The following is a 25386-nucleotide window of genomic DNA, read 5'->3' as shown; positions in this document are numbered from 1 at the left end:
CATGACATTTCCCCCACATCCGTCCCGCGCCGCACAACGGGTCGTGAAGGAGGCCTTTGCTAGAATCGGGGTTTTACCCTGGCGCGCGGTCATTCCGTCGGCGCGCCGTCAAAGGAGCCGTCATGTCCGCCACCATCCTCTCCGCGCTCGGCCTCAACGCCACCGAGTCGGGCACCTACCTCGGCCGGGGCGAATGGGCCGCCACCACCGAAGTGGGCACGCTGTCGCCCACCAATCCCGCCACGGGCGAGGTCATCGCCACGGTCCAGGCGTCCAGCGCCGCCGATTACGAGACGATCGTGCAGCGCGCCCAGGAAGCGTTCACGGTATGGCGCAACACCCCGGCGCCGCGCCGCGGCGAGGCCGTACGCCTGTGCGGTGAGGCGCTGCGCCGGCACAAGGACGCGCTCGGCTCCCTGGTGGCCCTGGAAATGGGCAAGATCAAGCCCGAGGGCGACGGCGAAGTGCAGGAGATGATCGACATCGCCGATTTCGCGGTGGGCCAGAGCCGCATGCTCTACGGGTACACCATGCACTCCGAACGCCCGGGCCATCGCATGTACGAGCAGTGGCATCCGTTGGGCATCGTCGGCATCGTCAGCGCGTTCAACTTCCCCGTCGCGGTATGGAGCTGGAACGCCTTCCTCGCCGCCATCTGCGGCAACATCTGCATCTGGAAGCCCTCGCCGAAGACACCGCTCTCGGCCATCGCCACGATGAAGATCTGCAACGAGGCACTGAAGGAAGCCGGCTTCCCCGACATCTTCTTCCTGTTCAACGACGCCGGCACCGACCTGGCGCAGGCTTTCGTCGACGACAAGCGCATTCCGTTGATCAGCTTCACCGGTTCCACCAAGGTGGGCCGGGCGGTGGGCGAGCGCGTGGCCCGCCGCATGGGCCGCAGCCTGCTGGAGCTGGGCGGCAACAACGCCATCATCCTCGACAGGAGCGCCGACCTGAAGCTGGCGATTCCCGCCATCGTCTTCGGCGCCGTCGGCACCGCGGGCCAGCGCTGCACGAGCACGCGCCGCGTGCTGGTGCATTCGTCGATCCACGATGCGGTGGTCGACACGCTGGTGAAGGCCTACGGCCAGGTCGAGCAGAAGATCGGCGATCCCACGCTGCCCACCACCCTCATGGGCCCGCTCAATAGCCCCGAAGCCGTAAAGGCCTACCTGGACGCCATCGAGCGGGCCAAGGCGGCCGGCGGCACCGTGCGCACGGGCGGCAAGGCGCTCACCGACCGCAAGGGCAACTTCGTGCTGCCCACCATCGTCACCGGCCTGTCCAACAGCGACGAGGTGGTGCAGACCGAAACCTTCGCGCCCATCCTCTACGTGATGCCGTTCGATACCCTCGACGAAGCCATCGCCATGCAGAACGGCGTGCCGCAGGGCCTGTCGTCGGCCATCTTCACGCAAGACCTCAAGGCGGCCGAACAGTACCTGTCGGCGGCCGGCTCGGATTGCGGCATCGCCAACGTGAACATCGGCACCTCCGGCGCGGAAATCGGTGGCGCGTTCGGCGGCGAGAAGGAAACCGGCGGCGGTCGCGAATCCGGTTCCGACGCCTGGAAGGCCTACATGCGCCGCCAGACCAACACCATCAACTACTCCGACGCGCTGCCGCTGGCCCAGGGCATCAAGTTCGAGTTCTGACCGGGTGACGCCATGAACGACCTGCGCTCGAAGGACCGTTTCTCGGATCGCGTGGAAGACTACGTCCGCTACCGGCCCGACTATCCCCGCGCGCTGGTCGACTGGCTGCACGGCCTCGGCGTCACCCCGCACTGGACCGTCGCCGACATCGGCGCCGGTACCGGCATCTCGTCGAAACTGTTCCTCGATGCGGGGTATCGGGTGACGGCGGTGGAACCCAATGCGGCGATGCGCGAGGCGGCCGTGCGCTGGCTGGGCGGCGAACCCCGCTTCGCCGCCCTCGACGGTAGCGCCGAGGCCACCGGGCTTGCCGACGGTTCGGTGGACCTGGTCACGATGGCGCAGGCCTTCCACTGGTTCGACACGGCGAAGGTACGCGACGAATGCCGTCGCGTGCTTTCGCCGCGCGGCCTCGCCGTCGTGTTCTGGAACTCGCGTCGCCTGTTCGGCACGCCGTTCCTCGAAGGCTACGAGCGCCTGCTTCACGAATACGGCGTGGATTACGTTGGCGTCTCCGAACGCTACGCCGACGACGACGCCATGGCTGCCTGGTTCGGCAAGGGGTATCTCGGCATGACCTCCATCCCCCACGGCCAGAAGCTCGACCACGACGCACTGCTCGGCCGCACCCTGTCCTCGTCCTACATGCCCAAGCCCGGCCATCCCAACCACGAACCCATGCTCGCCGCCCTGCGATCGCTGTTCGACGCGACGCAAGACGGCGGTTTCATCGATTTCGATTACGACACCCGCGTGTTCGCGGGCCGTCCGGACGCCTGATGTACGACCTGATCCGCCCCCTGCTGTTCGCCCTCGATGCCGAGACCGCCCACGGTCTCACGCTCTACGCATCCGACGTGGCTTGGCGCAGCAACCTGTCCGGCCTCATCAACAAGCCGCCCGCCGACCTTCCGGTCACCGTCTTCGGCATCCGCTTCCCGAACCCCGTGGGTCTCGCCGCCGGACTGGACAAGAACGGCGAACATCTCGACGGCCTCGCCGCCATGGGTTTCGGCTTCGTCGAGATCGGCACCGTCACGCCGCGACCGCAGCCCGGCAACGACAAGCCACGCATGTTCCGCCTGCCGAACCACCAGGCCATCATCAACCGCCTGGGCTTCAACAACGGCGGCATCGATGCACTGGTACGCAACGTCGAAAAGGCTTCTTTCAAGAGCGTACTCGGCATCAACATCGGCAAGAACAAGGACACGCCCAACGAGCGGGCCACCGACGACTACCTGCTGTGCCTGGAGCGCGCGTATCCGCTCGCCAGCTACGTCACCGTCAACATTTCCTCGCCCAACACGCAGGGCCTGCGCGACCTGCAGGAAGAGGAAACGTTGCGCCGCTTCATCGGCACCTTGCGTGACGCGCAGGAGCGCCTGGCGAGCCAGCACGGCAAGCGCAAACCGATGCTGCTGAAGATCGCCCCCGACCTGTCCGAGACCGAACTCGACGCGATCGCCGAGGTATTGGTCGCCTCGGGCATCGACGGCGTGATCTGCACCAATACCACGGTCGACCGCGATAGGGTGGCCGGCGATCCGCATGCCAATGAAACGGGCGGGCTTTCCGGCAAACCCTTGTTCGCCAAATCCACCGCCGTAGTGCGCGGCATGAAGGCGCGCGTCGGCGATCGCCTGCCCATCATCGGCGTGGGCGGCATCCTCGACGGCGACGATGCCGCCGAAAAGCTGCAATCCGGTGCCTCGCTGGTGCAGGTGTATTCCGGCCTCGTCTATCGCGGCCCCAGGCTCATCAACGAAGCGGTGGCCGAAATCCGCCGCCGCGGAACCCTCGCATGACCCTCAACAACGCGCCCGTCGACATGGGCGGCTTCACCCTCGCTTCCGACGCGCCCCTGGGCTCGCGCAATACGCTACGAGTGAACGCGCGCGCGAAGCTGCTGGCCGAAGTGCACGACGTCACGAAAATTCCCGAACTGCTGGCCTACCCCGCCGTGAAAAGCGGCCCGGTACTGGTCCTGGGTGAAGGCAGCAACCTGCTCATCAAGGGTGACATCGACGGCACCGTGCTCGCCATGGCGAACCGCGGCGTGGAGACATTCCAACGCGACGATCGCGTGCTGATCCGCGTGGCCGCCGGCGAGCGCTGGGACGATTTCGTGCGCTGGTCGCTGGGCCGGGGCTACGCGGGGCTGGAAAACCTGATCCTCATCCCCGGCACGGTCGGCGCCTCGCCCATCCAGAACATCGGCGCCTATGGCGTCGAGGTGTCCGAGTTCATCGACAGCGTGGAAGCGTGGGATACGCACAAAGGTGAGTTCGTGGTACTCGGCAAGGCGGAATGCGCGTTCTCGTACCGCCATTCCAGCTTCAAGCAGCAGGCGGGACGCTGGATCGTGGCGGCGGTGACCTTCGCCCTTCCGCGCGAGCGGCCGCTGTCGCTCGATTACGCGGGCATCCGCGAGGAAGTGGAGAAAATGGGCGTGGTCCGTGCCACGCCGTATCACGTGGCCGAGGCCGTGGTGCGCCTGCGCTCACGCAAGCTGCCCGACCCGGCCGTGATCGGCAATGCCGGGAGCTTCTTCAAGAACCCCATCGTTCCGGCCGCGAAAGCCGACGCCCTCGCCCTCGCCCACCCGGGCCTGCCGGTCTGGCCGCACACGGGGGGCACGGCGAAGATTTCCGCGGCGTGGCTCATCGAAGCCGCAGGATTCAAGGGCGAACGCGACGGCGACGCGGGAATGTCCAACCGCCATGCGCTGGTGCTGGTCAACCATGGCAAGGCGACGGGACCGGAGCTCTGGGCGTTCGCGCAAAAGGTGATGGTGGGCGTCGAAGCGAGGTTCGGCGTGTCGCTCGAACCCGAACCGCTGGTGGTCTGACCACCCCCTTCCCGTCATTCCTGCGAAAGCAGGAATCCAGCGACGCGGTACGTGCGCCTGCGAACGTCTCGCCATACGAACTGACGGTGCGGCGCAAGGCGCCGGCACCCGCTTTCGCAGGTGCGACGTGGGAGATGGGAATGCCGCGGACGCAGGCAAGCATGGTCGACGAGCATGTCACGCCATCGTAAAAGCCCGGTCATAAGCTCCCCGGGCGGCGTACCATCAGGGCGTCGCGAACCGCGACGAGGACTGCAGCCCTGGATACGATGACGCCGCCCACCGACCCTACCGCCGCGCCGAAGAGCGCCGCCGTGAGGCTTCCGCCCGCGCCCGATACCGTCGGCCCCGACCTCAACGACCCGGCCCTCTACATCCACCGTGAGCTGTCGCAGCTGCAGTTCAACATCCGCGTACTCGACCAAGCGCTGGACGAGTCCAAGCCGCTGATCGAACGGCTGAAATTCCTGCTGATCTTTTCGTCCAACATGGACGAGTTCTTCGAGATCCGCGTGGCGGGCCTCAAGCAGCAGATCGCCTTCGATCACGAGGTGATCGGTGCCGACGGCATCCCGCCCAGGCGCGTGCTGGCCGAGATCGCCGAGATCGCCCACCGGCAGATCGAGCGGCAGTACCGGATCCTCAACGAGAAGATCCTCCCCGCGCTGGATGCCGAGGGCATCCGCATCGTGCGTCGCAACCAGTGGTCGCACAAGCAGAAGCTCTGGATCCGTCGCTATTTCCGGCATGAGGTGGCGCCGCTGATCACGCCGATCGGCCTGGACCCCACCCATCCGTTTCCCCGGCTGGTCAACAAGAGCCTCAACTTCATCGTGCAACTGGAAGGCACCGACGCCTTCGGCCGCGACTCGGGGCTGGCCATCGTGCCGGCGCCACGCATCCTGCCTCGCATCATCCGCCTGCCGGCCGAGGTATGCGAAGACGGCGACAATTACGTGCTGCTCTCGTCGATCATCCACGCGCATGCCGACGACCTTTTCCCGGGCATGCGCGTGCTGGGTTCGTACCAGTTCCGCCTCACCCGCAACGCCGACCTCTCGATCGATCCCGAAGACGTGGAGGACCTCGCACGCACGTTGCGCGGCGAGCTGTTCTCGCGACGTTACGGCGACGCCGTGCGCCTGGAGGTGGCCGACAATTGCCCGAAGCCGCTGGTCGACTACCTGCTGAAGCAGTTCGCGCTCGACGCCGATTCGCTCTATGAAGTGAACGGCCCGGTGAACCTCGCCCGACTGTTCGAGATGACGCTGAAGCCGGAGTATGCCAGGCTCCAGTTCCCCACCTTCGTGCCCGCCTTGCCCAAGGTGCTGGCCGAGGCCGAAGACATGTTCGCGGTGATCGGTAAGCAGGACGTCCTGCTCTACCACCCGTTCGAATCGTTCTCGCCCGTGGTCGACTTCCTGCGCCAATCGGCGAAAGACCCGCAGGTGCTTACCATCAAGCAGACGCTGTACCGCAGCGGCGCCAACTCGGAAATCGTCGACGCGCTGGTGGAAGCCGCGCGCGCGGGCAAGGAAGTCACCGCCGTGGTCGAGGTACGCGCCCGCTTCGACGAGGAATCCAACCTCACCCTGGCCTCGCGACTTCAGCAGGCCGGCGCCGTGGTGACCTACGGCGTGGTAGGCGTAAAGACGCATGCCAAGCTGGCCTACGTGCAGCGCCGTGAACACGGCAAGCTGGTCGCCTATGCGCACCTTGGCACCGGCAACTACCACTCGGGCAACGCGCGCCTGTATACCGACTACAGCCTCCTGACCTCCGACGAGGCATTGTGCGACGACGTGCATCGCCTCTTCCGCCTGCTCACGGGCATGGGCAAAGCGTTGAAGATGAAGCGCATGCTGTATGCCCCGTTCACGCTGAAGAAGACCCTGCTCGACCTGATCGCCCGCGAGGCGGTTCATGCCGCCGCGGGCAAGAAAGCGGAGATCGTCTGCAAGTTGAACGCGGTGACCGATCCGAAGATGATCCGCGCCCTTTACCGCGCCAGCCAGGCGGGCGTGAAGATCGAACTGATCGTGCGCGGCATGTGTTGCCTTCGCGCCGGCATTCCGGGCGTGTCGCAGAACATCCGCGTGCGTTCGGTGGTGGGGCGGTTCCTGGAGCATAGCCGCGTGTACTGGTTCCACAACGACGGCGATCCCGATCTCTACCTCGCCAGCGCGGACATGATGGAGCGCAACCTGGATCGCCGCGTGGAAACATGCTTTCCCATCGAGGGCAAGAAGCTCAAGCAGCGGGTGCGCAAGGAGCTGGATTACTACCTCAACGACAACCATTCGGCATGGCTGCAGCAGCCGGACGGAAGCTACGCGCTGTTGCAGCCGGGCGCGGGGCAACCGGTGCGGGATGCGCAGACGCAGTTGCTGGAGCGTTTCGGGGGCATCGCGGCGCCGGTGCCCGTTTAAGCCATAGCTCGATTACGGCGAGCTCCATCGCGAACAGGGTTCGCTCCCACCCTCCGGTAGTAACCCATCTACCGGAGGGTGGGAGCGAACCCTGTTCGCGATTCCCGCGGAGCGTTAATCCTGAGCAGGTTTCAGGCCAGTTCGGCAGCGGCCGCCACGATATCGTCGTCACCCGGCAACACGAGGAATGCCGCGCCCGCCAGCGGCGTGAAGGTATCCGCACCCACCACGCGGCGCATCGGCACCCCGCCCAGCCCCGCCTCGGCCAGCGCGGTGATCACGCCCTCTCCCACGCCCGCGCTCTTGCGTCCTTCGTCCACCACCAGCACGCGCTTCGCGGACGCCGCCTGCGCGGCGATGAAGCCGTCGTTGAGCGGCACCAGCCAGCGCAGGTCGACCACGCGCACGTTCCAGCCATGCGCCCGTTCGATGCGCCGCGCCGCGCGCAGGCTCATCGGCACGCCGTTGCCGAAGGTGAAGATCACCAGGTCGTCGGCCTCCTCGTGGTACACGCGCCCCTCGCCCAAAGGCATCGCCTGCCCCGGCTCGGGGTAATGGAACTGCCACTGCCCGTCGCCCGGCTCGTACAGGTCCTTGGTCATGTACAGCGCGATCGGCTCGAGGAACGCGACCACGCGCCCGTCCACCTTCGCCAATGCCGCCATCGTGCGCAACATGGTCGCCGCGTCGTCGCCCCGGCTCGGGCAACCCACCACCAGTCCGGGAATGTCACGCAGCGCGGTGATCGAGTTGTCGTTGTGGAAGTGGCCGCCGAAGCCGCGCTGGTAACCCAGCGACGCCACGCGCATCAGCATGGGATTGCGATACTGCCCGTTGGAGAAAAACTGCAGTGACGCCGCCTCGCCGCGGATCTGGTCGCACGCGTTGTGGAAATACGCCAGGTACTGGATCTCGGGCAACGGGAGCATGCCCATGTTGGCGTAACCCTGGGCCAGGCCCAGGATCATCGTCTCGTCGAGCAGCGTGTTGAACACGCGCGCATTGCGGAACGCCTTGTGCAATCCCTTCGTCACCGTATACACGCCGCCCTTCTGCGCCACGTCTTCGCCGAACAGCAGGCTTTCCGGGTATTTCGCCATCAACTCATGCAGCGCCTGGCCGATCTGGACGGCGAGGTGACGCGCGGGCTGTTTCTCGGGCAATTTTTCCGCACCGCCGAAAGCGCGCTCGCGTTCCGCCACGTCGCCCTTGCCCTCGGCTTCCGCGCGCACGGCCTCGGGCGAATACGGCGCGAGCGGCGCCATCACGTCGGCGAGGCGGGTGAGCTTCGGCGTGCGATCGGCTTCGTCGGCGGCGGCGAAACAACGCCTGCGGATGTCGTTGTAGAGGTTGAGCAGGCTGTCGCGGTCGTAGAGGCCCGAGGCGAGCGCGATGGTGGCGCTGCGCAACAACGGATCGGTGGCTTCCAGCGCCACCAGCTCTTCCACCGAGCGCCATTCGATCTCGAAGTCGGTGCCCGCATGCCCCATCACGCGCGTGGTATTGAGGTGCAGGAAGGTCGGGCGGCGCGTCGTGCGGCAATGCTCGACGGCACGCTGCACGCCCGCATAGCCGCCGGCCAGGTCGAGGCCGTCGGCATAGAAATAATCGAGATTGGCGCGCTGCTGGAAATTGCTCGCCACCCAGCCACCCGGCGTCTTCACCGAGATGCCGATGCCGTTGTCCTCGCAGACGAAGAGCACCGGCGCGGGCAGCTTCTGGTACGCCGTCCACGCGGCCGCGTTGAACGCGGTCTGCGCGGTGGCGTGATTGGACGAGGCGTCGCCGAACGAGCAGATCGCGATCGAATCGCCCGGGATCGGCAATGCATGGCCGATGCGCCTGGCCTGCTCGATGGCGATGGCCGTGCCCAGCGCCTTGGGCAGGTGCGAGGCGATGGTGGACGTCTGCGGCAACACCCACAAAGGCTTGCTGCCCCACACCTTGTGGCGGCCGCCGGAGGCGGGATCCTCGGCACTGGCCGCGAAGGAAAGCGCCGAGTCCATGATCGGATCCATGCCCGGCAGCTTGCGGAAGCGCTCGGCCATGAAGCCGCCGCTGCGGTAATGCAGAAAGGCGGGGTCGGTGTGCCGGGCAAGCCGCGCCACCATGGCGTTGCCCTCGTGGCCCGACGAGCCGATGGTGTAGAACACCTTGTTCTGCACGCGCAGCACGCGTGCCATCAGGTCGAGGTGACGGCTGATCAGCTGCGACTCCAGCAGTTCGCGAAAGCCGCGCGCATCGAGCGCGCTGCCCGGCAGGACGGGCTCGTCGTCGCGCGGCGCGCGGGCGACGTCGCCCTGCCAGAACTGCACGAACTCGACGAAATTCTGGTCGACGATCTCGGCGCGGTTGAAGCCCTTGTGGCGGGCGGCGATGGGATGCGGGACGGACATGGACGAACTTCCGTAAAGAGGAATCAGGCAAGCATGGGGCGGAAGCCCGGCTGCGCGCGCACGCGATCGAGCCAGGCCACGATGCGGGGCCAGTGCGAGAGGTCGAAGCCACCGTCGGCCGCGCAATGCGTATAGGCGAACAGGGCGATGTCGGCCACGCCGAACCCGCCGCCGCTGAAGAAAGCCTCACGGGAAAGCGCGTCTTCCATCACGTCGAGCGCCTTGCCACCCTTTTCGAGCAGCTGCGGCATCTCGGCCTGGCGTGCGTGTCCTTCCGGCAACCACAGGCGAATGAAGCGCGCCACCGCCACCGCGGGCTCATGCGTGTATTGCTCGAAGAACATCCATTGCAGCGTGACGGCGCGCTTCCACGGATCGGCGGGAAGATACGGCGTGCCTTCGGCCAGATAGCAGAGGATGGCGTTGGATTCGGAGAGGCGGCGGCCGTCGTCTAGCACCAGCAACGGCACCTTGCCGTTGGGATTCAGCGCGAGGAACTCGGGCGTGCGGGTTTCGCCGTGCGCGCTGTCGACGTCGACCCAGCGATAGGGTTCGCCGAGCATGTCGAGAAGGCACTGCAGTTTGTAGCAATTGCCGGACGAGCGCATGCCGTATACGGTGAACATCGACGCATTCCTCGAAGGTGGACGAATCAGCGACGGGCTTTCCACTGCTCGCGGGTCTGGCCCCATAGGTCGACGCGGTCGCCGGCGAAGGGCTCGGGCAGTTCACCCGGGCCGAGCAAGGTGGAGCCGAGTTTCTTCGCCACCGCGATGGAGGCGAGGTTGTCGGGGTTGATCGAGTGGATCACGTCGGTCCAGCCGAGGTTGTCGAAGGCCCAGTCCATCGATGCGGCGGCGCCCTCGGTGGCGTAGCCCTTGCCCCAGCTCTCGCGTACCAGGCCCCAGCCGATCTCGTGGCCCGGCCAACCCTCGGGTTCCCATGGGCCGAGCCGGCCCATCCAGCGCCCCGAGGAACGCTCGATCACCGAGAACATGCCGAAACCCTGGAGGCTCCAGCTGCCGCCCATGGTCATGAAGTTGCGCCAGGCCAGCGCACGCGACTGCGGGCCACCGAGAAACCTGGTCACCACCGGATCGGCGAGGCATTCGGCCCAGGCGTCGAAGTCTTCCGGCGCCGTGGGCCGCAGGATCAGGCGGTCGGTCTCGATGATCGGGCCGTGCATGGGCGGTCCTTCAGAACGCGTTGATGCCGGTCAGTTCGCGTCCCACCACGAGCTGGTGCACCGTCTCGGTGCCTTCGTAGGTGATGACCGATTCGAGGTTGAGCGCGTGGCGGATCGCCGAGTGTTCGGTGGTGATGCCGGCGCCGCCGAGGATGTCGCGGCAATCGCGCGCGATGTCGAGGGCCATGCGCACGTTGTTCCACTTGGCCAGCGACACCTGGGTGGGCTGCATGTGGCCGGCGTCCTTCAGGCGACCCAACTGCAGCGAGAGCAGCTGCGCCGTGGTGATGCGGCGGGCCATGTCGGCCATCTTCAGCTGCACGGCCTGGTTGGCTGCCAGCGGGCGGCCGAACAGGATGCGGCCCGACGTGTAGTCGAGCACCTCCTTCAGGCAGGCCTGCGCGGCACCGATCGGGCCCCAGGTGATGCCATAGCGCGCCTGGGTGAGGCAGCCCAACGGGCCCTTGAGGCCCTTCACGTTGGGCAGCCGTGAGCTGTCGGGCACGCGCACGTCGTCCAAGAACAACCCCGAGGTGACCGAGGCGCGCAGGCTCATCTTCTTGTGCACTTCCTGCGCGGCGAAACCCTGGGTGTCCGTGGGCACGATGAAGCCCTGGATGCCGTCGTCGGTCTGCGCCCAGACGATGGCGATGTGGGCCAGGTTGCCGTTGGTGATCCACATCTTGGCGCCGTTGATCACCCAGTCGCCGCCGTCCTTGCGGGCCACGGTCTTCATGTTGGCCGGGTCGGAACCGCCGTGCGGCTCGGTGAGGCCGAAGCAGCCGATCACTTCGCCCGCCGCCATCCGCGGCAGCCATTCGCGCTTCTGCTCCTCGGAGCCGTAGGCGAAGATGGGATACATGCACAGCGAGCTCTGCACCGAGGCGAAGCTGCGCAGGCCGGAATCGCCGCGCTCCAGTTCCTGGCAGATCAGGCCGTAGCTCACGCCGTTCATGCCGGCGCAGCCGTATTCCTCGGGCAGGGTGGCGCCCAGCAGGCCCAGCGAGGCGATCTCGGGCACCAGTTCGGCCGGGAAACGGCCCTGGTCGAAGCAGTCGCCGATGATCGGCAGCACTTTTTCGTCGACGAAGCGGCCGACGGTGTCCTGCACCATGCGCTCTTCTTCGGTGAGCAGCGAACGGATGTCGTAGAGGTCGAGCGGATCGAGACGATGGGCCATGCGAGGGGACTCTGGGACGGGCTGCCGGAAAGTCCCCGATTGTAGCGGCCGGCCCTCGGGCGGGTCATGCCGGGGCGCAGCAAACCGGCCCATAATGGGCCACCCTCCCCGTCCCGGAATCCCCCATGTTCAAAGGCGTGCTCCTCGGCTTCGCCTGCTACGCGGCCTATGCGTGGAGCGATGCCTTCGTGAAATCACTCGAGGGCACCCTGCCTGCCTACGAGGCGGTGTTCTTCGGCGCCGTACTGGCCCTGGCGGCCCTGCCTTTCCTGAAGAAACCGGGCGACCGCTGGAGCGAGGTGGTGGTCTCGAAGCTGCCCGGCCTCTGGCTGCTGCGCGCCACCGCCGGCGCCATCGGCAACGTCACCGCCGTGATGGCCTTCACCGCGTTGCCCATGGCCGAGGCGTTCTCGCTGATCTTCCTGCTGCCGATCTTCGTCACCATCCTCTCGGTGGTGTTCCTGCGCGAGCACGTGGGCTGGCGGCGCTGGTCGGCCGTGGTGGTGGGCTTCCTCGGCGTGCTGGTGGTATTGCGCCCGGGGTTCCGACACCTGGGCACGGGGCATGTCGCGGCGATCATCTGCGGCATCACCGGGGCATTGTCGATCATCGCCCTGCGCATGGCGGGCGCGTCCGAGAAACGCATCACGCTGTATGGCGCCGGCGTGGTCGGGCCGATGATCGCGGGCTTCGTGATGATGCTGCCGCACTTCGTCTGGCCCACCTGGCACCAGTGGTTCCTGGTGCTGGGCTACGGCCTCCTGGCCGCCGCGGGCGCGGTGCTGCTGATGCTCGCCACGCAGAACGCGCCGGCCAATCGCGTGGCGCCCACGCAGTACAGCCAGATGCTGTGGGCGATCCTGTTCGGCTACCTGCTGTTCCATGACCACCTGGACTGGCCGATGCTGATCGGGATCGTGATGATCCTCGGGGCGGGCCTGTTCACCTTTGTGCGCGAGGAGAAAAAGACGCAGTGGTGGCGGTGGACGAATATCGTCTGAGACGCAGGGGATAGCCTGAGGCGGGAGCGGACCCTCTCCGCGAACCCCCGGGATGGCTGAAGCGAATGAGGCTTTGCGATGATCGAGCGAGGTCTTTACCGCTCGCCCGATCATCGCAAAGCCTCACTCACTCAAGGGAAGCCCGAGGGTTCGCGGACAGGGTCCGCTCCCACAGGGGACTTCCCACCGGGGGCATGCGGGATCAGGCGTTGGAGACGCCGTGGGGCACGTGGCCCGTGGCGACCACCCGGCGCGCCGATTCCACGTTGGCCGGGGAATCGTCGAAGAAGATGTCCGCTCCGAAGGCATCGAGGAACGGCCCCTTGTCGCGACCGCCGAGGAACAGCGCCTCGTCGATGCGCACGCCCCAACGGCGCAGCGTCAGGATCACGCGCTTGTGCGCCGGGGCGGAACGGGCGGTGACCAGGGCCGTGCGGATCGGCGCCGTTTCCGCCGGGAACGCCGCCTGGAGGCGATGCAGCGCCGAAAGGAAACCGCGGAAGGGACCACCCGAAAGCGGCTCGGCCCAGAGGTCGGATTCGTTCTGGTGAAACGCCTCGAGGCCCTGCTCTTTCGACACCCGCTCGCCTTCGTCGCCGAAGATCACCGCATCGCCGTCGAAGGCGATGCGCAACTGCTCGGTGGAACGCGGCGGGGCCGTCGAGGGCAGGATCGTCGCGGCCGCGACGCCCGCACGCAACGCACGGCCCACGTCCTCCGCATTGGCGGACAGGAACAGGTCGGCCTTGAACGGCGCGATGTAGTCGGACGTGGGGGCGCCACTGGTGAAGGCGGCACGTGAAATGCCCAGCTTGTAGTGCTGGATCGCGTTGAAAATGCGCAGGCCCGTATCGCCGGAGTTGCGCGACAGCAGGATCACTTCCACCGCCGGAAGGTCGGCGGAGAGCTTGTTGAGGCCCAGCAGCTTCTGCACCAGCGGAAAGGCGACGCCGGGCTTCAGCAGTTCGTTTTCGTTCTCGATCTGGTAGGCACGGTAGGCATCGAGGCCGTCGCGCTCGAACAGTTCGTGGCTGCTTTCCATGTCGAACAGCGCCCGCGAGGAAATGGCCACGACGAGGCGGTTGTCGTTCGCGGAGGACGCGGCGTGGGCGTTGGTCTCGGGGGTGGTCATGGGGTGGTCCGCTGGATGCTCGCTGGCGAACATCCTACATCGTGCGGGTTGCGATCCCTACGGAGCGAATTGTTCGTCGAGAATCCGCTGCTGCAGGTTGTGCTCCGGATCGAACAGCAGGCGCACGGAGCTGCGGCGCGCCTGGCGGATCTCCACCGTGCGCACGTCGCGCACCTCGTGGAAATCGGCCGTGGCGCTGATCGGCCGCTTGTTCGGATCTTTCGTGTCGAACGCCACCTTGGTGGCGTGCGGCAGGATCGCGCCGCGCCAGCGGCGGGGGCGGAACGGGCTGATCGGCGTGAGCGCCAGCACGTTGGCGTCCAGCGGCAGGATCGGGCCGTGCGCGGAGAGGTTGTAGGCCGTGGAACCCGCCGGTGTGCTCAGCAGGATGCCGTCGCAGACCAGTTCATCCAGCTTCACTTCACCGTTGAGCCGAACCTGCAGGTGCGCGGCCTGGTTGCTCTGGCGCAGCATCGCCACTTCGTTGAAGGCGATGGCGCGGTGCTCCATGCCGTCGCGGCAGGTGCAGTGCATTTCCAGCGGATGGAGCACGGCGGGATGGGCACGCTCCACGCGCTCGGCGAGGCCGTCGATGTCGTGGCGGTTCATGAGGAAACCGATACGGCCGAGCTTCATGCCGTAAAAAGGCACGCCGAGCGAACGGTAGGCATGCAGCGTGCGCAGCATGAAGCCGTCGCCGCCGAGGGACACGATGATCTCGGCCTCGCCGGGCTCCACGCCGCCGTAGCGTTTGTCGAGCGCCGCGCGGGCGCGTTGGGCGACTTCGGTTTCGCTGGCGACGAAGGCTAGGCGCATGGAAAGGTTCCTGATCCAGCGTTGGAGCTTAGCCGCAAACTCCCATCGCGGACAGGGTCCGCTCCCACCCTCCGGTAGCCGCGTGACTACCGAAGGGCGGGAGCGGACCCTGTTAGCGATTCAAGCAGCCTCAGACCGGAATCTGGGCCAGTTGCGCCAGGCGGCGGACGGCGACCGAGGCGATCGGGTAGTCCGCGTTCTGGGTGAGGATTTCGGCCAGCATCGCGCGGGTGTACTTGAGCGTGGCGTCGTCACGCTCGAGCCACGCCTGCACCGGCGACACGTCGGAACGGTCGCCCGCCACGGCGAGCACCTGCAGGGCCAAGGCGCGATGCTGGGCGTTGAGTTCGTCCAGCAGCGAACCGCGGGCCTGGGCATGCCATGCGCCTTCCACGGGCAGCGCCTCGATCTGGCCACGCAGCCACTCGAGGTCGAGCGCTTCGGCCAGTTCGTAGAACACCTTGGCGACCGCGGCCATGCTCTTGCCGCTCTGCCTGGACACTTCGACCATGTCGAGCGCCGCGCGCAGCACGGGAATGCGGGCGAGGCGGACGGCCAGCGTCTCGGGCAGGCCGAACCCTTCCCACTTCTCCTGGCTGGCGGCGAAATCGCCGCGACCGGTGTCGGTGAGGGCCCCGGGCAACGCCTCGCGCAGCACCGTCACCTCGGCGGCGTAGCGGTCGACGTTGGCGGCGATGTCCAGCGTGCCGCCCGGACGGTTGAGCAGCCAACGGGTGAGATGGCGCAGCAGCGACCAGATCTGCAGGATCGCGTCGATCTGGGTGTCTTCGGCCACGGTGCCGTCGAGCGCCTCGATCTCGGCCCACAGCTCGCGCGCGTCGAGGATCTCGCGGGCGGCGGTGTAGGCCTTGGCGATGGCCGCCGGACCCTGGCCGGTGTCTTCCTGCATGCGCATCATGAAGGTGGCGCCCATGCGGTTGATCGTCGAGTTGGTCACCGCGGTGGCGATGATCTCGCGCTTCAGGCGATGGCGCTGCATGTGCTCGGCGTACTTCTCGTGCAGCGGCACGGGGAAGTAGCGCACCAGTTCGCGCGACAGGTACGGATCTTCCGGCACGTCGGAATCGAGCAACTGCTGGAAGAGGCGGATCTTGTCGTACGAGAGCAGCACCGACAGCTCGGCACGCGTCAGGCCCAGGCCTTTCTGCTTGCGCTCGGCCAGTTCGGCCGGCGTGGGCAGCGATTCGACCTGGCGGTCGAGGAGGCCTTCGGCTTCCAGCGTGCTGATGAAATGCGCCATCGAACCCAGGCGGCGCACCGACTGGTGCTCCATGAGCGTGATGGCCTGGTTCTGCCGGTAGTTGTCCCACAACACGAGGCGGCCGACTTCGTCGGTCATCTCGGCCAGCTGCTTGTTGCGGCCTTCGAAGGTGAGCTCGCCGCGCTGCACGGCGTCGTTGAGCAGGATCTTGATGTTCACCTCGTGATCGGAGGTGTCCACGCCCGCGGAGTTGTCGATGAAGTCGGTATTCAGCAGCACGCCCGCCTGGCCCGCCTCGATGCGGCCCTTCTGGGTCATGCCGAGATTGCCGCCCTCACCGACGATCTTGCAGCGCAGCTCGTTGCCGTTGACGCGCAGGCCGTTATTGGCGCGGTCGCCCACGTCGGCGTGCGTTTCGCTCGTGGCTTTCACGTAGGTGCCGATGCCGCCGTTCCACAGCAGGTCGACCGGCGCCTTGAGGATGGCCGAGAGCAGGTCGTTCGGCGCCATGTGCGCGGCATCGGAGCGGATGCCCAGCGCGGCGCGCACTTCCGGCGACACCGGGATCGACTTGGCGCTGCGCGGGTACACGCCGCCGCCGGCCGAGATCAGCGACTTGTCGTAGTCGTCCCACGACGAACGCGGCAGCGCGAACATGCGCTGGCGCTCGGCGAAGGTCTTGGCCGCATCCGGGTTCGGGTCGAGGAAGATGTGGCGATGGTCGAACGCGGCCAGCAGGCGGATGTGCTCGGAGAGCAGCATGCCGTTGCCGAACACGTCGCCGGACATGTCGCCGATGCCGACCACAGTGAAGTCCTGCGTCTGGCTGTCGCGACCCAGCGCGCGGAAGTGGCGCTTGACCGACTCCCAGGCACCCTTGGCCGTGATGCCCATGCCCTTGTGGTCGTAGCCGTTCGAGCCGCCGGACGCGAAGGCGTCGTCGAGCCAGAAGCCGTGTTCGGTGGAAATCGCGTTGGCGATGTCGGAGAACGTGGCCGTGCCCTTGTCGGCGGCCACCACGAGGTACGGGTCGTCGTTATCGTGGCGCACCACGTCGTGCGGCGGCACCACCTTGCCCTCGACGAGGTTGTCGGTGATGTCGAGCAGGCCGTTGATGAACATGCGGTAGCACGCGATGCCCTCGGCCAGCTGCGCGTCGCGGTCGCCGCCCACCGGCGGACGCTTCACGAAGAAGCCACCCTTGGAACCGACGGGCACGATGACGGTGTTCTTCACCATCTGCGCCTTCACCAGGCCGAGCACTTCCGTGCGGAAATCCTCGCGGCGATCGGACCAGCGCAGGCCGCCGCGGGCGACCGGGCCGAAGCGCAGGTGGATGCCCTCCACGCGCGGCGCGTAGACGAAGATTTCTCGGAACGGCACCGGCTTGGCGAGGTCGGGCACCTTGTGCGAGTCGAACTTGAAGGCCACGTACGCGCGGAACGCGCCGTCCCATTTCTGGTAGAAGCTGGTGCGCAGCGTGGCGTGCACCAGCGAGATGAAGCTGCGCAGGATGCGGTCTTCGTCGAGGCTGGACACGTTGTCGAGCAGCGTGTCGATGGTCTTTTCGATCGCCTCGGCCTGTTCGGCGCGCGGACGCGACAGCACGGCCACCAAGTGGTCGACCAGGCCCGGGTGGGCCGCCAGCGTATCGGTGTCGATCAGCGCGTGCATCTCGTGCGAGAGCATGCCTTCGGCGTAGGAACGTTCCTTCTCGTCGAGGCTTTCGCGGCGTGGGTCGAAACGTGCGTTGAACAGCTCGATGATGAGGCCGGCGATGGCCGGGTAACGGTTGAGCGCGTCTTCCATGTAGGCCTGGGAGAACGCGACACCCGTCTGCAGCAGATATTTGCAGTAGCCGCGAAGCACGGCCACCTGGCGCCAGTCGAGCTTGGCGCCGAGCACGAGGCGGTTGAAGCCGTCGTTTTCGGCGTTGCCGCGCCAGATCTGTTCGAAGGCGTCTTCGAAAAGGGTGCCGACCTGCTCCACCTCGAAGGCGAGGCGGCCGACGGGCTGCACTTCGAAGTCCTGGATGTAGAGCGACCCGTCGGCCAGTTTCACCTCATACATGTGCTCGGTGAGTACGCGCAGGCCGAGGTTTTCCAGCTGAGGCAGCACTTCGGAAAGCGCGATGTCCGAGCCGGAACGATAGACCTTGAAGCGCAGCTCTTCCGGACGATGCGGCGGATGGTAGAACGACATGCTGACGGCGTCGGGGCCGTCGAGCCCGGCCAGCGACTTCACGTCGGCGGCGGCCACCTGCGGCGACACCTCGTCGACGTAACCGGCGGGCAGCGCCTTGCCGTAGCGATTGGCGAGGATGATGCCCTGCTGCTCGCCCATCGATTCGATCAGGCGATCGCGGAGCTCGTCGTACCAGTTGCGCGCGATCGAGGCGATCTGCGCTTCCATCGCGACGGCGTCGTAGACCGGATGGTCGCCGATGCGCGGGCGCACCACCACGTGCAGGCGCACCAGTGCGGCTTCGCCCATCAGCACGGCCGAGTCGACGTGCTCGCCGTGGAACGCGTCGCGCAACACCCCCTCCACGCGCTCGCGCACGGCGGTGTTGAAGCGGTCGCGCGGGATGTACACCAGGCAGGAGAAGAAGCGGCCGTAGCTGTCGCGGCGGATGAACAGGCGCGTGCGCGTGCGCTGGGCCAGTTCGAGCAGGCCGATGGCCAGCGCGTACAGTTCGTCGGTGCTGCACTGGAACAGCTCGTCGCGCGGCAGCGTGTCGAGGATGTGGCGCAGCGACTTGCCCGAGTAGGAATCGCGCTTGAGGCCCGAGCGGGCCATCACGGCCTCGCACTTGTCGCGCACCAGCGGCACGTGTTGCGGGTGGGCCATGTAGGCATTGGAGGAGAACAGGCCGAGGAAGCGCTGCTCGGCCACCGGACGGCCCTTGTCGTCGAACTTGAGGACGCCGATGTAATCCATGTAGCCCGCGCGATGGATCGGCGAACGGGCGTTGGTCTTGGTGAGGATGATGGCGTCGGTGGAGCCCGAACGCGGCAGTTCGGAGGCCACGAGGGTGCGCAGCGAACGCGGCGCCAGCGACCGCTCGGCGGTGCGCAGGATGCCCAGGCCCGAGCCTTCGACGGTCTTGAGGACGTCGTCGCCCTCGCCCGCCGCCACTTCGTACTCGCGGTAGCCCATGAAGGTGAAGTGCTCGTCGGCCACCCAGCGCAGGAACGCGGTGGCCTCCTGGACCTCGTCGGCCGTATAGGGCAGCGAACGCCTGGCGAGGTCGTCGGCCACCTCCAGCATCTTGCCGCGCATGGCCTTCCAGTCGGTCACGGCCTCGCGCACATCGGACAGCGCGGTGTCGAGATGGGCCTTGAGGGTATCCAGCTCGCCGTCGTCGAGGCGGTCGATCTCGAAACGCATCACCGACTCGGGCTGGCCGGTGCCGATGCTTTCCAGCACGCCGGCCGCCGAACGCTTCACCGGCACCACCGGGTGGATGATCGCGTGGATGTCGGCGTGGGACGCGGCTACCATCGACACGGTATCGACCAGGAACGGCATGTCGTCGGTGACGGCCTCGATCACGGCACGACTGCCCGACACGCCCGGGTTATATACGCGCATCTTGGCCTGGCCCGGCGCGCGCTCGCGAATGAAGCCCAGCAGGTCGGCGATCAGGGCCGCCCAGCGATCCGGCGCGTGCAGCGCGTAATCGGCCGGGGCGATCCGTTCGAAGAAGGCCTCGATAAAAAAGCGCGCCTCGTCGAGGCGCTCCGCGGGGTAATCGATTTTTTTCAGTTCATCGAAGACGACGGTGTGAAACTGGCCGTTTTCGGGCGCGCGAATCGCATTCATGGGCGGATGTCGGCTTGGGGAGAGAGGAAAACCGATAAAGGATAGCTCTCCGCGACATCAACTAGCCACAGCCGAGAAACGTCAGCGGAAACGGATTTATCGGTGCATCGCGGCATAACCGGGAGGCATCGCGGGAATATGCGCGCGACGGGATCGGTGCGAAGGAATGTGCGACGCACCAATTCCTGTTTTCGTCCGGTGAATAAACCGTTGACGCTGGCCGGACCGAGATTCTAAACTGGACGGTATAGTCCAGCAGGTAACGCTCGTGTCGCACCTGGATCCCCGCCCCGCTCAAGATCATCAGCAGCGGGTGCTCCAGGCGGCTTGCGCGTTGTTCCTGCGTGACGGTTACCGCGTCAGCATGGGAGCCGTGGCACGCGAGGCGGGCGTGTCCAAGCAGACCGTGTATGCGCACTTCGCCAACAAGGACACGCTGTTCCATGCCGCCGTCGAGCAACTCGTGCTGCCCCTGCATGCGAGCCTCACCCCCGAAAGCCGCAGCCTGCCAGCCACCCTGCACGCCTTGGCGCAGGCCCACCAGACCCATGTGATGGATCACGCCAACGTCGCGCTCGGCCGGATGCTGATCGCGGAAGCGCCCCGGTTTCCGGCGGCGGCGAAAACGTTCTTTCGCCTCGCGATCGACACCCTCGCGAAGCGGTTGGCCCGATTGATGGCCGAGGCCATGGACCAGGGCCGTATGCGCCGGGAAGATCCCGACGTGGCGGCCGAGCTGTTTCTTGCCATGATGCACGGCGTGGAAGGCGACCGGCGCCTCTTCGGCGGCCGTGCAAGGGGACGTAAGGCACAGGACCAATGGGCAAGACACGCGGTAACCGTATTTATGCACGCGTACGACATCCTTCCGGATGCCCCGGCGCGAACGAACAAGAAACCTGGAATCGGAACGGAGTTCTCATGAAACCCCTGCCCCTGCGCACTTCCCTGCTGGCCGCCGGCCTCGTCGCCGCACTCGCCGCCTGCCACAAGCAGGAAGCTCCCCAGCAGCCGCCCCCGCCGGAAGTCGGCGTCGTTTCGGCCCAGCCGCAGGACGTTCCGCTCGTCCAGGACCAGGTCGGCCGACTCTCCGCCTACCGCACGGCCGACGTCCGCGCCCGCGTCCCGGGCATCCTGCTGCACCGCCTCTATGAGGAGGGCACCGACGTCAAGGCCGGCCAGCCGCTCTTCAAGATCGATCCGCAGCCGCTGAAGGCCGAACTCGACCAGCAGGTGGCGCAGCTCGCCTCGGCCCGCGCCTCGGCGGCCAACGCCAAGGCCCAGGCCGATCGCGCCCGCGGCCTGATCGGCAAGAACTACGTCTCGCGCCAGGACCTCGACACCGCCGAGGCCAACGAGCGCACGGCCAATGCCGCGGTCAAGCAGGGCGAAGCCGCCGTGCAGGCCGCGAAGATCAACCTCGGCTTCACCGACGTGGTCTCGCCCATCGACGGCCGCGCGGGCCAGCAGCAGGTGACCGAAGGCGCCCTCGTGGGCCAGAACGAAACCACCCTGCTGACCCAGGTCGACCAGATCGACCAGCTCTACGTGAACTTCAGCATGTCGGTGAACGACCTCGACACCATGCGCCGCGCCGCCGCCGCCGGTGCCGCCACGCTGTCGGACACCACCAAGTCCACCGTCACGATCCAGTTGCCCGACGGTTCCGACTACACCGAGAAGGGCCAGCTCGACTTCTCCTCGGCCACGGTCAACCCGCAGACCGGCACGGTGAACCTCCGCGCGAAGCTCGCCAATCCCGACATGCGCCTGCTGCCGGGCCAGTTCGTGACGGTGAAGGCCGACCTGGGCAGCCTGCACAACGTGTTCCTCGTGCCGCAGGCCGCCGTGCTGCGCGACGCCAACTCGGCGTACGTGATGGTCGTCGGCGAAGGCCACATGAAGGATCCGCAGTCCGGCCAGGACAAGACCGTCCCCTCCGCCGCCGTGCGTCGTCCGATCCAGGCCGATCGCATCAGCGGCGAGAACTGGGTGGTCACCGGCGGCCTCAAGCCGGGTGACCAGATCATCGTGCAGGGCCTGCCCAAGGCACGCGAAAACGCACCGGTGAAGGCGTCGCCCGCCGCGGCGACCGCGCCCACCGGCGATCTCAAAGGCCAGGTGGCCCCGCAGGCCACGGCCGGCGGCAAGCAGTAAGGGAGCCCCCTCATGCCGAGTTTCTTCATCGATCGCCCCATCTTCGCGTGGGTGGTGGCGATCCTGATCAGCCTCTGCGGCACGATCGCCCTGCTCAACATGGGTATCGAGTCGTATCCGAACATCGCACCCCCGCAGGTGGTGGTCACCGCCACCTACCCGGGCGCGAGCGCGGACACGACCGAAAAGACCGTGACGCAGGTCATCGAGCAGCAGCTGACGGGTATCGACCACCTGCTCTACTTCTCGTCCTCGTCCAGCTCCGCCGGCCAGGCCACGATCACCCTCACCTTCGAGACCGGTACCGATCCCGACATCGCCCAGGTGCAGGTGCAGAACAAGGTGTCGCTCGCGACGCCGCGCCTGCCCTCGGAAGTGACCCAGCAGGGCGTGGTGGTGGCCAAGTCCAACCCGGACTTCCTGATGTTCGTGGCGCTCACCTCGAGCAACCCGGCCATCGACGGCGACCGCCTCACCGACCTGGTCTCCTCGCAGGTGCTCGACCAGATCGCGCGCATCCCCGGCGTGGGCAACACGCGCCAGCTGGGTTCCGAGTACGGCATGCGCATCTGGGTGAACCCGGACAAGCTGCGCGGCTACGGCCTCTCCGCGTCCGACCTGCGTAACGCGCTCAGCACGCAGAACGTGCAGTTCGCCGCGGGCTCCATCGGCACCGATCCGGCCGTGAACGGCCAGGGCTTCAGCGCCACCGTGTCGGCCGAGGGCCGCTTCACCACGGCCAAGGAGTTCAGCGACATCATCCTGCGCGCCAACAACGACGGCACGGTGGTGCGCCTGAAGGACGTCGCCCGCGTCGAGCTCGGTCCGCAGACGTACGGCTTCAACGCCCAGTACAACGGCACCGCCACCGGCTCGTTCGGCGTGCAGCTGCTGCCGGGCGCCAACGCGCTCGACGTGGCCAATGCCGTGCGCGCCAAGATGGACGAGCTCTCCAAGAGCTTCCCCGACGGCGTGACCTGGTTCGCCCCGTACGACACGACCAAGTTCGTGGTGATCTCCATCGAGGAAGTGGTGCATACCCTCGTCGAGGCGATCATCCTCGTCTTCCTCGTGATGCTGCTGTTCCTGCAGAACTTCCGCGCCACGATCATCCCCACCCTGGTCATCCCCGTGGCCCTGCTGGGCACCTTCCTGGGCCTGTCGCCGCTGGGCTTCACCATCAACCAGCTCACGTTGTTCGGCATGGTGCTGGCCATCGGCATCGTGGTGGACGACGCGATCGTGGTGATCGAGAACGTCGAGCGCATCATGAGCGAGGAACACCTCTCGCCCAAGGAAGCCACGCGCAAGGCGATGGGCCAGATCACCGGCGCGGTGGTGGCCATCACCGTGGTGCTCGCGGCGGTGTTCGTGCCCTCGGCGCTGCAGCCGGGCGCCTCGGGCATCATCTACAAGCAGTTCGCGCTGACCATCGCCGTGTCGATGGGCTTCTCGGCCTTCCTCGCCCTTTCGTTCACCCCGGCGCTGTGCGCCACCATCCTCAAGAACGAACACGGCAAGAAGAAGAACATCCTCTACCGCAAGTTCAACGACGTCTTCGACTGGACCACGCACACCTACTCGGGCCATATCAGCTCGGCGGTGCGCCATGCGCCGCGCTGGATGATCGTGTTCGTGCTGATCGGCGTGCTCTGCGGCTTCCTGTTCACGCGGCTGCCCACCAGCTTCGTGCCCGACGAAGACCAGGGCTTCGCGCTGGCCATCGTGCAGTTGCCGCCGGGCTCGAGCATCGCCCGCACCGAGAAGGTGATGGGCGACATCCGCAACATCATCCTCAAGGATCCCGCGGTCGAGGGCGTGTTCCAGATCTCCGGCTTCAGCTTCGTCGGTTCGGGCGAAAACGTGGGCATGGTGTTCATCCGCCTGAAGGACTGGGACGTCCGCGACACCACGGCCACCGAGTTCATCCAGCAGGCCAACGGCAAGATGCAGGCCGTGCGCGACGCCACCATCTTCGTGGTGAACCTGCCGACCATCCGCGGCCTGTCGCAGTTCGGCGGTATCGACATGTACCTGCAGGCTCGTGCAGGCCAGTCGCGTGACGAACTCACCCAGGCCCGCAACCAGCTGCTCGGCGCCGCCGCGCAGAACAAGGCGCTGGTCGGCATCCGTCCGAACACGCTCGAAGACGCTCCGCTGCTCCAGCTCAACGTCGATCGCACGCAGGCGCAGAGCATGGGCCTGTCGGTCAGCGACGTGTACACGGCCATCCAGCTCACGCTGGCCCCGGTGTACGTCAACGACTTCCAGTACGGCGGCCGCGTGAAGCGCGTGATGGTCCAGGCCGATGCCCCGTATCGCATGGGCACCAACGCGTTCGAGCACATCTTCACGCCGAGCGGCAACGCGCAGGCCACCACGGCGTCCGGGACCACCGGCGGCTCGGTCGCCAGCACGTCCACCGCCACCGACAACGCCATGGTGCCGCTGTCGAGCGTGGTGCATACGAAGTGGACGATGGCCGCGCCCAGCCTCACCCGCTACAACGGTTACTCGGCCGTGGAAATCGTGGGCAACAACGCCCCCGGTTATTCCACCGGCCAGGCGATGGGCATCGTCGAGGAGATCGTCAACGACAAGCTGCCCAAGGGCTTCGGCTATGACTGGACCGGCCAGTCCTACCAGGAAATCCTGGCGGGCAACTCGGCCACCATGCTCATGGTGCTGTCCATCGTGATCGTGTTCCTGTGCCTCGCCGCCCTGTACGAAAGCTGGTCCATCCCGGTGGCCGTGCTGCTGGTGGTGCCGCTGGGCATGCTGGGTACGGTGGTGTTCTCGATGCTGCGCGGCCTGCCGAACGACATCTACTTCAAGATCGGCCTCATCACCGTCATCGGCCTGGCGGCGAAGAACGCGATCCTGATCGTGGAGTTCGCGGTGGAGCAGCAGCAGGGAGGCAAGACGCTGCGCGACTCGGTGGTGGAAGCCGCCCGGCTGCGACTGCGCCCCATCCTGATGACCTCGATGGCGTTCATCCTCGGCGTGCTGCCGCTGGCGATCTCCACCGGCGCGGGCGCCAACTCCCGCCACGCCATCGGCACCGGCGTGATCGGCGGCATGCTGTTCGCCACCTTCCTCGGCCTGCTGCTGATCCCCGTGTTCTACGTGGTGGTTCGCCGCATGCTGGGCGACAAGCTCGACGAGGCCTCGCGGAAGCTGCCGCACCATGGCCCCGACGATGGCCATGACCCGCACGGTGGCGGCGACGGCCCCGGTCCCGTGAACACGGGTCCGCACGCGCCGAACGTCGGCGACGTGAGGGCCTTCGATTCGGACCCCCGCAGGGGCACGGATCGACCGTAACGTGTAAACAAAAAGAGCCCGGCGAAAGCCGGGCTCTTTTTTTGTGCTCTCCATCGTTTCGCGATAACCGACCTCAAGGCGCTGGGTTCCTGCCTGCGCAGGAACGACGAGCTGCAAGATTCAATGTTATCTACAACAGAACCTCACGTCGTTCCTGCGCAGGCAGGAACCCAGCGCCTTTCGTCCGAGGGAGCGACCACGCCCCTACG

The 25386-nt window shown here is 66.7% G+C and carries 16 protein-coding genes; 9 read left to right on the top strand and 7 right to left on the bottom strand.

The features are described 5' to 3' along the window. Window positions 1–122: 122 nt before the first annotated feature. The 5 genes from amaB to ppk1 all read left to right on the top strand — a co-directional run bounded on the left by amaB (window position 123) and on the right by ppk1 (window position 6938). Window positions 123–1658, top strand: a complete 1536-nt coding sequence (gene amaB, locus L2Y94_RS07025) for an L-piperidine-6-carboxylate dehydrogenase (protein WP_247373976.1) — start codon at window positions 123–125, stop codon at window positions 1656–1658. Window positions 1659–1670: 12 nt separating this feature from the next. Continuing rightward, window positions 1671–2438 carry a class I SAM-dependent methyltransferase gene (locus L2Y94_RS07020; protein ID WP_247373975.1) on the top strand — a complete coding sequence of 256 codons (768 nt, stop codon included), beginning with the start codon at window positions 1671–1673 and terminating at the stop codon, window positions 2436–2438. After that, window positions 2438–3466: a quinone-dependent dihydroorotate dehydrogenase gene (locus L2Y94_RS07015; RefSeq protein WP_247373974.1), complete on the top strand. Its 1029-nt coding sequence runs from the start codon at window positions 2438–2440 to the stop codon at window positions 3464–3466. Before L2Y94_RS07020 ends, L2Y94_RS07015 begins: the two co-directional genes overlap by 1 nt. A 23-nt stretch (window positions 3467–3489) precedes the next feature. Beyond that, window positions 3490–4509, top strand: a complete 1020-nt coding sequence (gene murB, locus L2Y94_RS07010) for a UDP-N-acetylmuramate dehydrogenase (protein WP_247375160.1) — start codon at window positions 3490–3492, stop codon at window positions 4507–4509. Between the two features lie 269 nt (window positions 4510–4778). Beyond that, complete coding sequence (gene ppk1 / locus L2Y94_RS07005; protein ID WP_247373973.1) at window positions 4779–6938, top strand: polyphosphate kinase 1; 2160 nt, start codon at window positions 4779–4781, stop codon at window positions 6936–6938. A 131-nt stretch (window positions 6939–7069) separates the two neighbouring features. Here ppk1 and L2Y94_RS07000 read toward each other — a convergent pair whose 3' ends face one another. The 4 genes from L2Y94_RS07000 to L2Y94_RS06985 are packed head-to-tail and all read right to left on the bottom strand — an operon-like array spanning window position 7070 to window position 11700. After that, window positions 7070–9334, bottom strand: a complete 2265-nt coding sequence (locus L2Y94_RS07000) for a thiamine pyrophosphate-dependent enzyme (protein WP_247373972.1) — start codon at window positions 9332–9334, stop codon at window positions 7070–7072. A gap of 23 nt (window positions 9335–9357) precedes the next feature. Next, window positions 9358–9960 carry a glutathione S-transferase family protein gene (locus L2Y94_RS06995; protein WP_247373971.1) on the bottom strand — a complete coding sequence of 201 codons (603 nt, stop codon included), beginning with the start codon at window positions 9958–9960 and terminating at the stop codon, window positions 9358–9360. 26 nt (window positions 9961–9986) lie between these two features. Then, window positions 9987–10520: a GNAT family N-acetyltransferase gene (locus L2Y94_RS06990; protein ID WP_247373970.1), complete on the bottom strand. Its 534-nt coding sequence runs from the start codon at window positions 10518–10520 to the stop codon at window positions 9987–9989. Between the two features lie 10 nt (window positions 10521–10530). After that, complete coding sequence (locus tag L2Y94_RS06985) at window positions 10531–11700, bottom strand: acyl-CoA dehydrogenase family protein (RefSeq protein ID WP_247373969.1); 1170 nt, start codon at window positions 11698–11700, stop codon at window positions 10531–10533. A gap of 125 nt (window positions 11701–11825) precedes the next feature. On the opposite strand from L2Y94_RS06985, the gene L2Y94_RS06980 reads away from it, so the two are divergent. Beyond that, window positions 11826–12701 (top strand): DMT family transporter, encoded by an 876-nt coding sequence (locus L2Y94_RS06980; protein ID WP_247373968.1) that lies wholly within the window; start codon window positions 11826–11828, stop codon window positions 12699–12701. 202 nt (window positions 12702–12903) lie between these two features. Here L2Y94_RS06980 and L2Y94_RS06975 read toward each other — a convergent pair whose 3' ends face one another. The 3 genes from L2Y94_RS06975 to L2Y94_RS06965 all read right to left on the bottom strand — a co-directional run bounded on the left by L2Y94_RS06975 (window position 12904) and on the right by L2Y94_RS06965 (window position 19696). Beyond that, entirely contained in the window at window positions 12904–13833 is a 930-nt protein-coding gene (locus L2Y94_RS06975; protein WP_247373966.1) for a 5'-nucleotidase, read from the bottom strand. A 57-nt stretch (window positions 13834–13890) separates the two neighbouring features. Beyond that, complete coding sequence (locus L2Y94_RS06970) at window positions 13891–14649, bottom strand: NAD kinase (protein WP_247373964.1); 759 nt, start codon at window positions 14647–14649, stop codon at window positions 13891–13893. A 130-nt stretch (window positions 14650–14779) separates the two neighbouring features. Continuing rightward, window positions 14780–19696: an NAD-glutamate dehydrogenase gene (locus L2Y94_RS06965; protein WP_247373962.1), complete on the bottom strand. Its 4917-nt coding sequence runs from the start codon at window positions 19694–19696 to the stop codon at window positions 14780–14782. Between the two features lie 391 nt (window positions 19697–20087). On the opposite strand from L2Y94_RS06965, the gene L2Y94_RS06960 reads away from it, so the two are divergent. The 3 genes from L2Y94_RS06960 to L2Y94_RS06950 are packed head-to-tail and all read left to right on the top strand — an operon-like array spanning window position 20088 to window position 25177. Beyond that, window positions 20088–20621 (top strand): TetR/AcrR family transcriptional regulator C-terminal domain-containing protein, encoded by a 534-nt coding sequence (locus L2Y94_RS06960; protein WP_247373960.1) that lies wholly within the window; start codon window positions 20088–20090, stop codon window positions 20619–20621. Then, window positions 20618–21853: an efflux RND transporter periplasmic adaptor subunit gene (locus L2Y94_RS06955; protein WP_247373959.1), complete on the top strand. Its 1236-nt coding sequence runs from the start codon at window positions 20618–20620 to the stop codon at window positions 21851–21853. Before L2Y94_RS06960 ends, L2Y94_RS06955 begins: the two co-directional genes overlap by 4 nt. 12 nt (window positions 21854–21865) lie before the next feature. Next, complete coding sequence (locus L2Y94_RS06950; RefSeq protein WP_247373957.1) at window positions 21866–25177, top strand: efflux RND transporter permease subunit; 3312 nt, start codon at window positions 21866–21868, stop codon at window positions 25175–25177. Window positions 25178–25386: the final 209 nt, after the last annotated feature.

Origin of the sequence: Luteibacter aegosomatis, assembly GCF_023078455.1 — a bacterium.
Lineage (GTDB): Bacteria > Pseudomonadota > Gammaproteobacteria > Xanthomonadales > Rhodanobacteraceae > Luteibacter > Luteibacter aegosomatis.
Note: the sequence above shows the minus strand (reverse complement) of the source record. Positions and strands in the feature narration are given on the sequence as shown.

Excerpts from the sequence above, each read along its gene's own strand:
- L2Y94_RS07000 (WP_247373972.1), bottom strand. The coding sequence starts at position 9,334 with ATGTCCGTCCCGCATCCCATCGCCGCCCGCCACAAGGGCTTCAACCGC.
- L2Y94_RS07020 (WP_247373975.1), top strand. The coding sequence starts at position 1,671 with ATGAACGACCTGCGCTCGAAGGACCGTTTCTCGGATCGCGTGGAAGAC.
- L2Y94_RS06975 (WP_247373966.1), bottom strand. The coding sequence starts at position 13,833 with ATGACCACCCCCGAGACCAACGCCCACGCCGCGTCCTCCGCGAACGAC.
- amaB (WP_247373976.1), top strand. The coding sequence starts at position 123 with ATGTCCGCCACCATCCTCTCCGCGCTCGGCCTCAACGCCACCGAGTCG.
- L2Y94_RS06965 (WP_247373962.1), bottom strand. The coding sequence starts at position 19,696 with ATGAATGCGATTCGCGCGCCCGAAAACGGCCAGTTTCACACCGTCGTC.
- L2Y94_RS06985 (WP_247373969.1), bottom strand. The coding sequence starts at position 11,700 with ATGGCCCATCGTCTCGATCCGCTCGACCTCTACGACATCCGTTCGCTG.
- ppk1 (WP_247373973.1), top strand. The coding sequence starts at position 4,779 with ATGACGCCGCCCACCGACCCTACCGCCGCGCCGAAGAGCGCCGCCGTG.
- L2Y94_RS07015 (WP_247373974.1), top strand. The coding sequence starts at position 2,438 with ATGTACGACCTGATCCGCCCCCTGCTGTTCGCCCTCGATGCCGAGACC.
- L2Y94_RS06980 (WP_247373968.1), top strand. The coding sequence starts at position 11,826 with ATGTTCAAAGGCGTGCTCCTCGGCTTCGCCTGCTACGCGGCCTATGCG.
- murB (WP_247375160.1), top strand. The coding sequence starts at position 3,490 with ATGGGCGGCTTCACCCTCGCTTCCGACGCGCCCCTGGGCTCGCGCAAT.
- L2Y94_RS06955 (WP_247373959.1), top strand. The coding sequence starts at position 20,618 with ATGAAACCCCTGCCCCTGCGCACTTCCCTGCTGGCCGCCGGCCTCGTC.
- L2Y94_RS06995 (WP_247373971.1), bottom strand. The coding sequence starts at position 9,960 with ATGTTCACCGTATACGGCATGCGCTCGTCCGGCAATTGCTACAAACTG.
- L2Y94_RS06990 (WP_247373970.1), bottom strand. The coding sequence starts at position 10,520 with ATGCACGGCCCGATCATCGAGACCGACCGCCTGATCCTGCGGCCCACG.
- L2Y94_RS06970 (WP_247373964.1), bottom strand. The coding sequence starts at position 14,649 with ATGCGCCTAGCCTTCGTCGCCAGCGAAACCGAAGTCGCCCAACGCGCC.
- L2Y94_RS06950 (WP_247373957.1), top strand. The coding sequence starts at position 21,866 with ATGCCGAGTTTCTTCATCGATCGCCCCATCTTCGCGTGGGTGGTGGCG.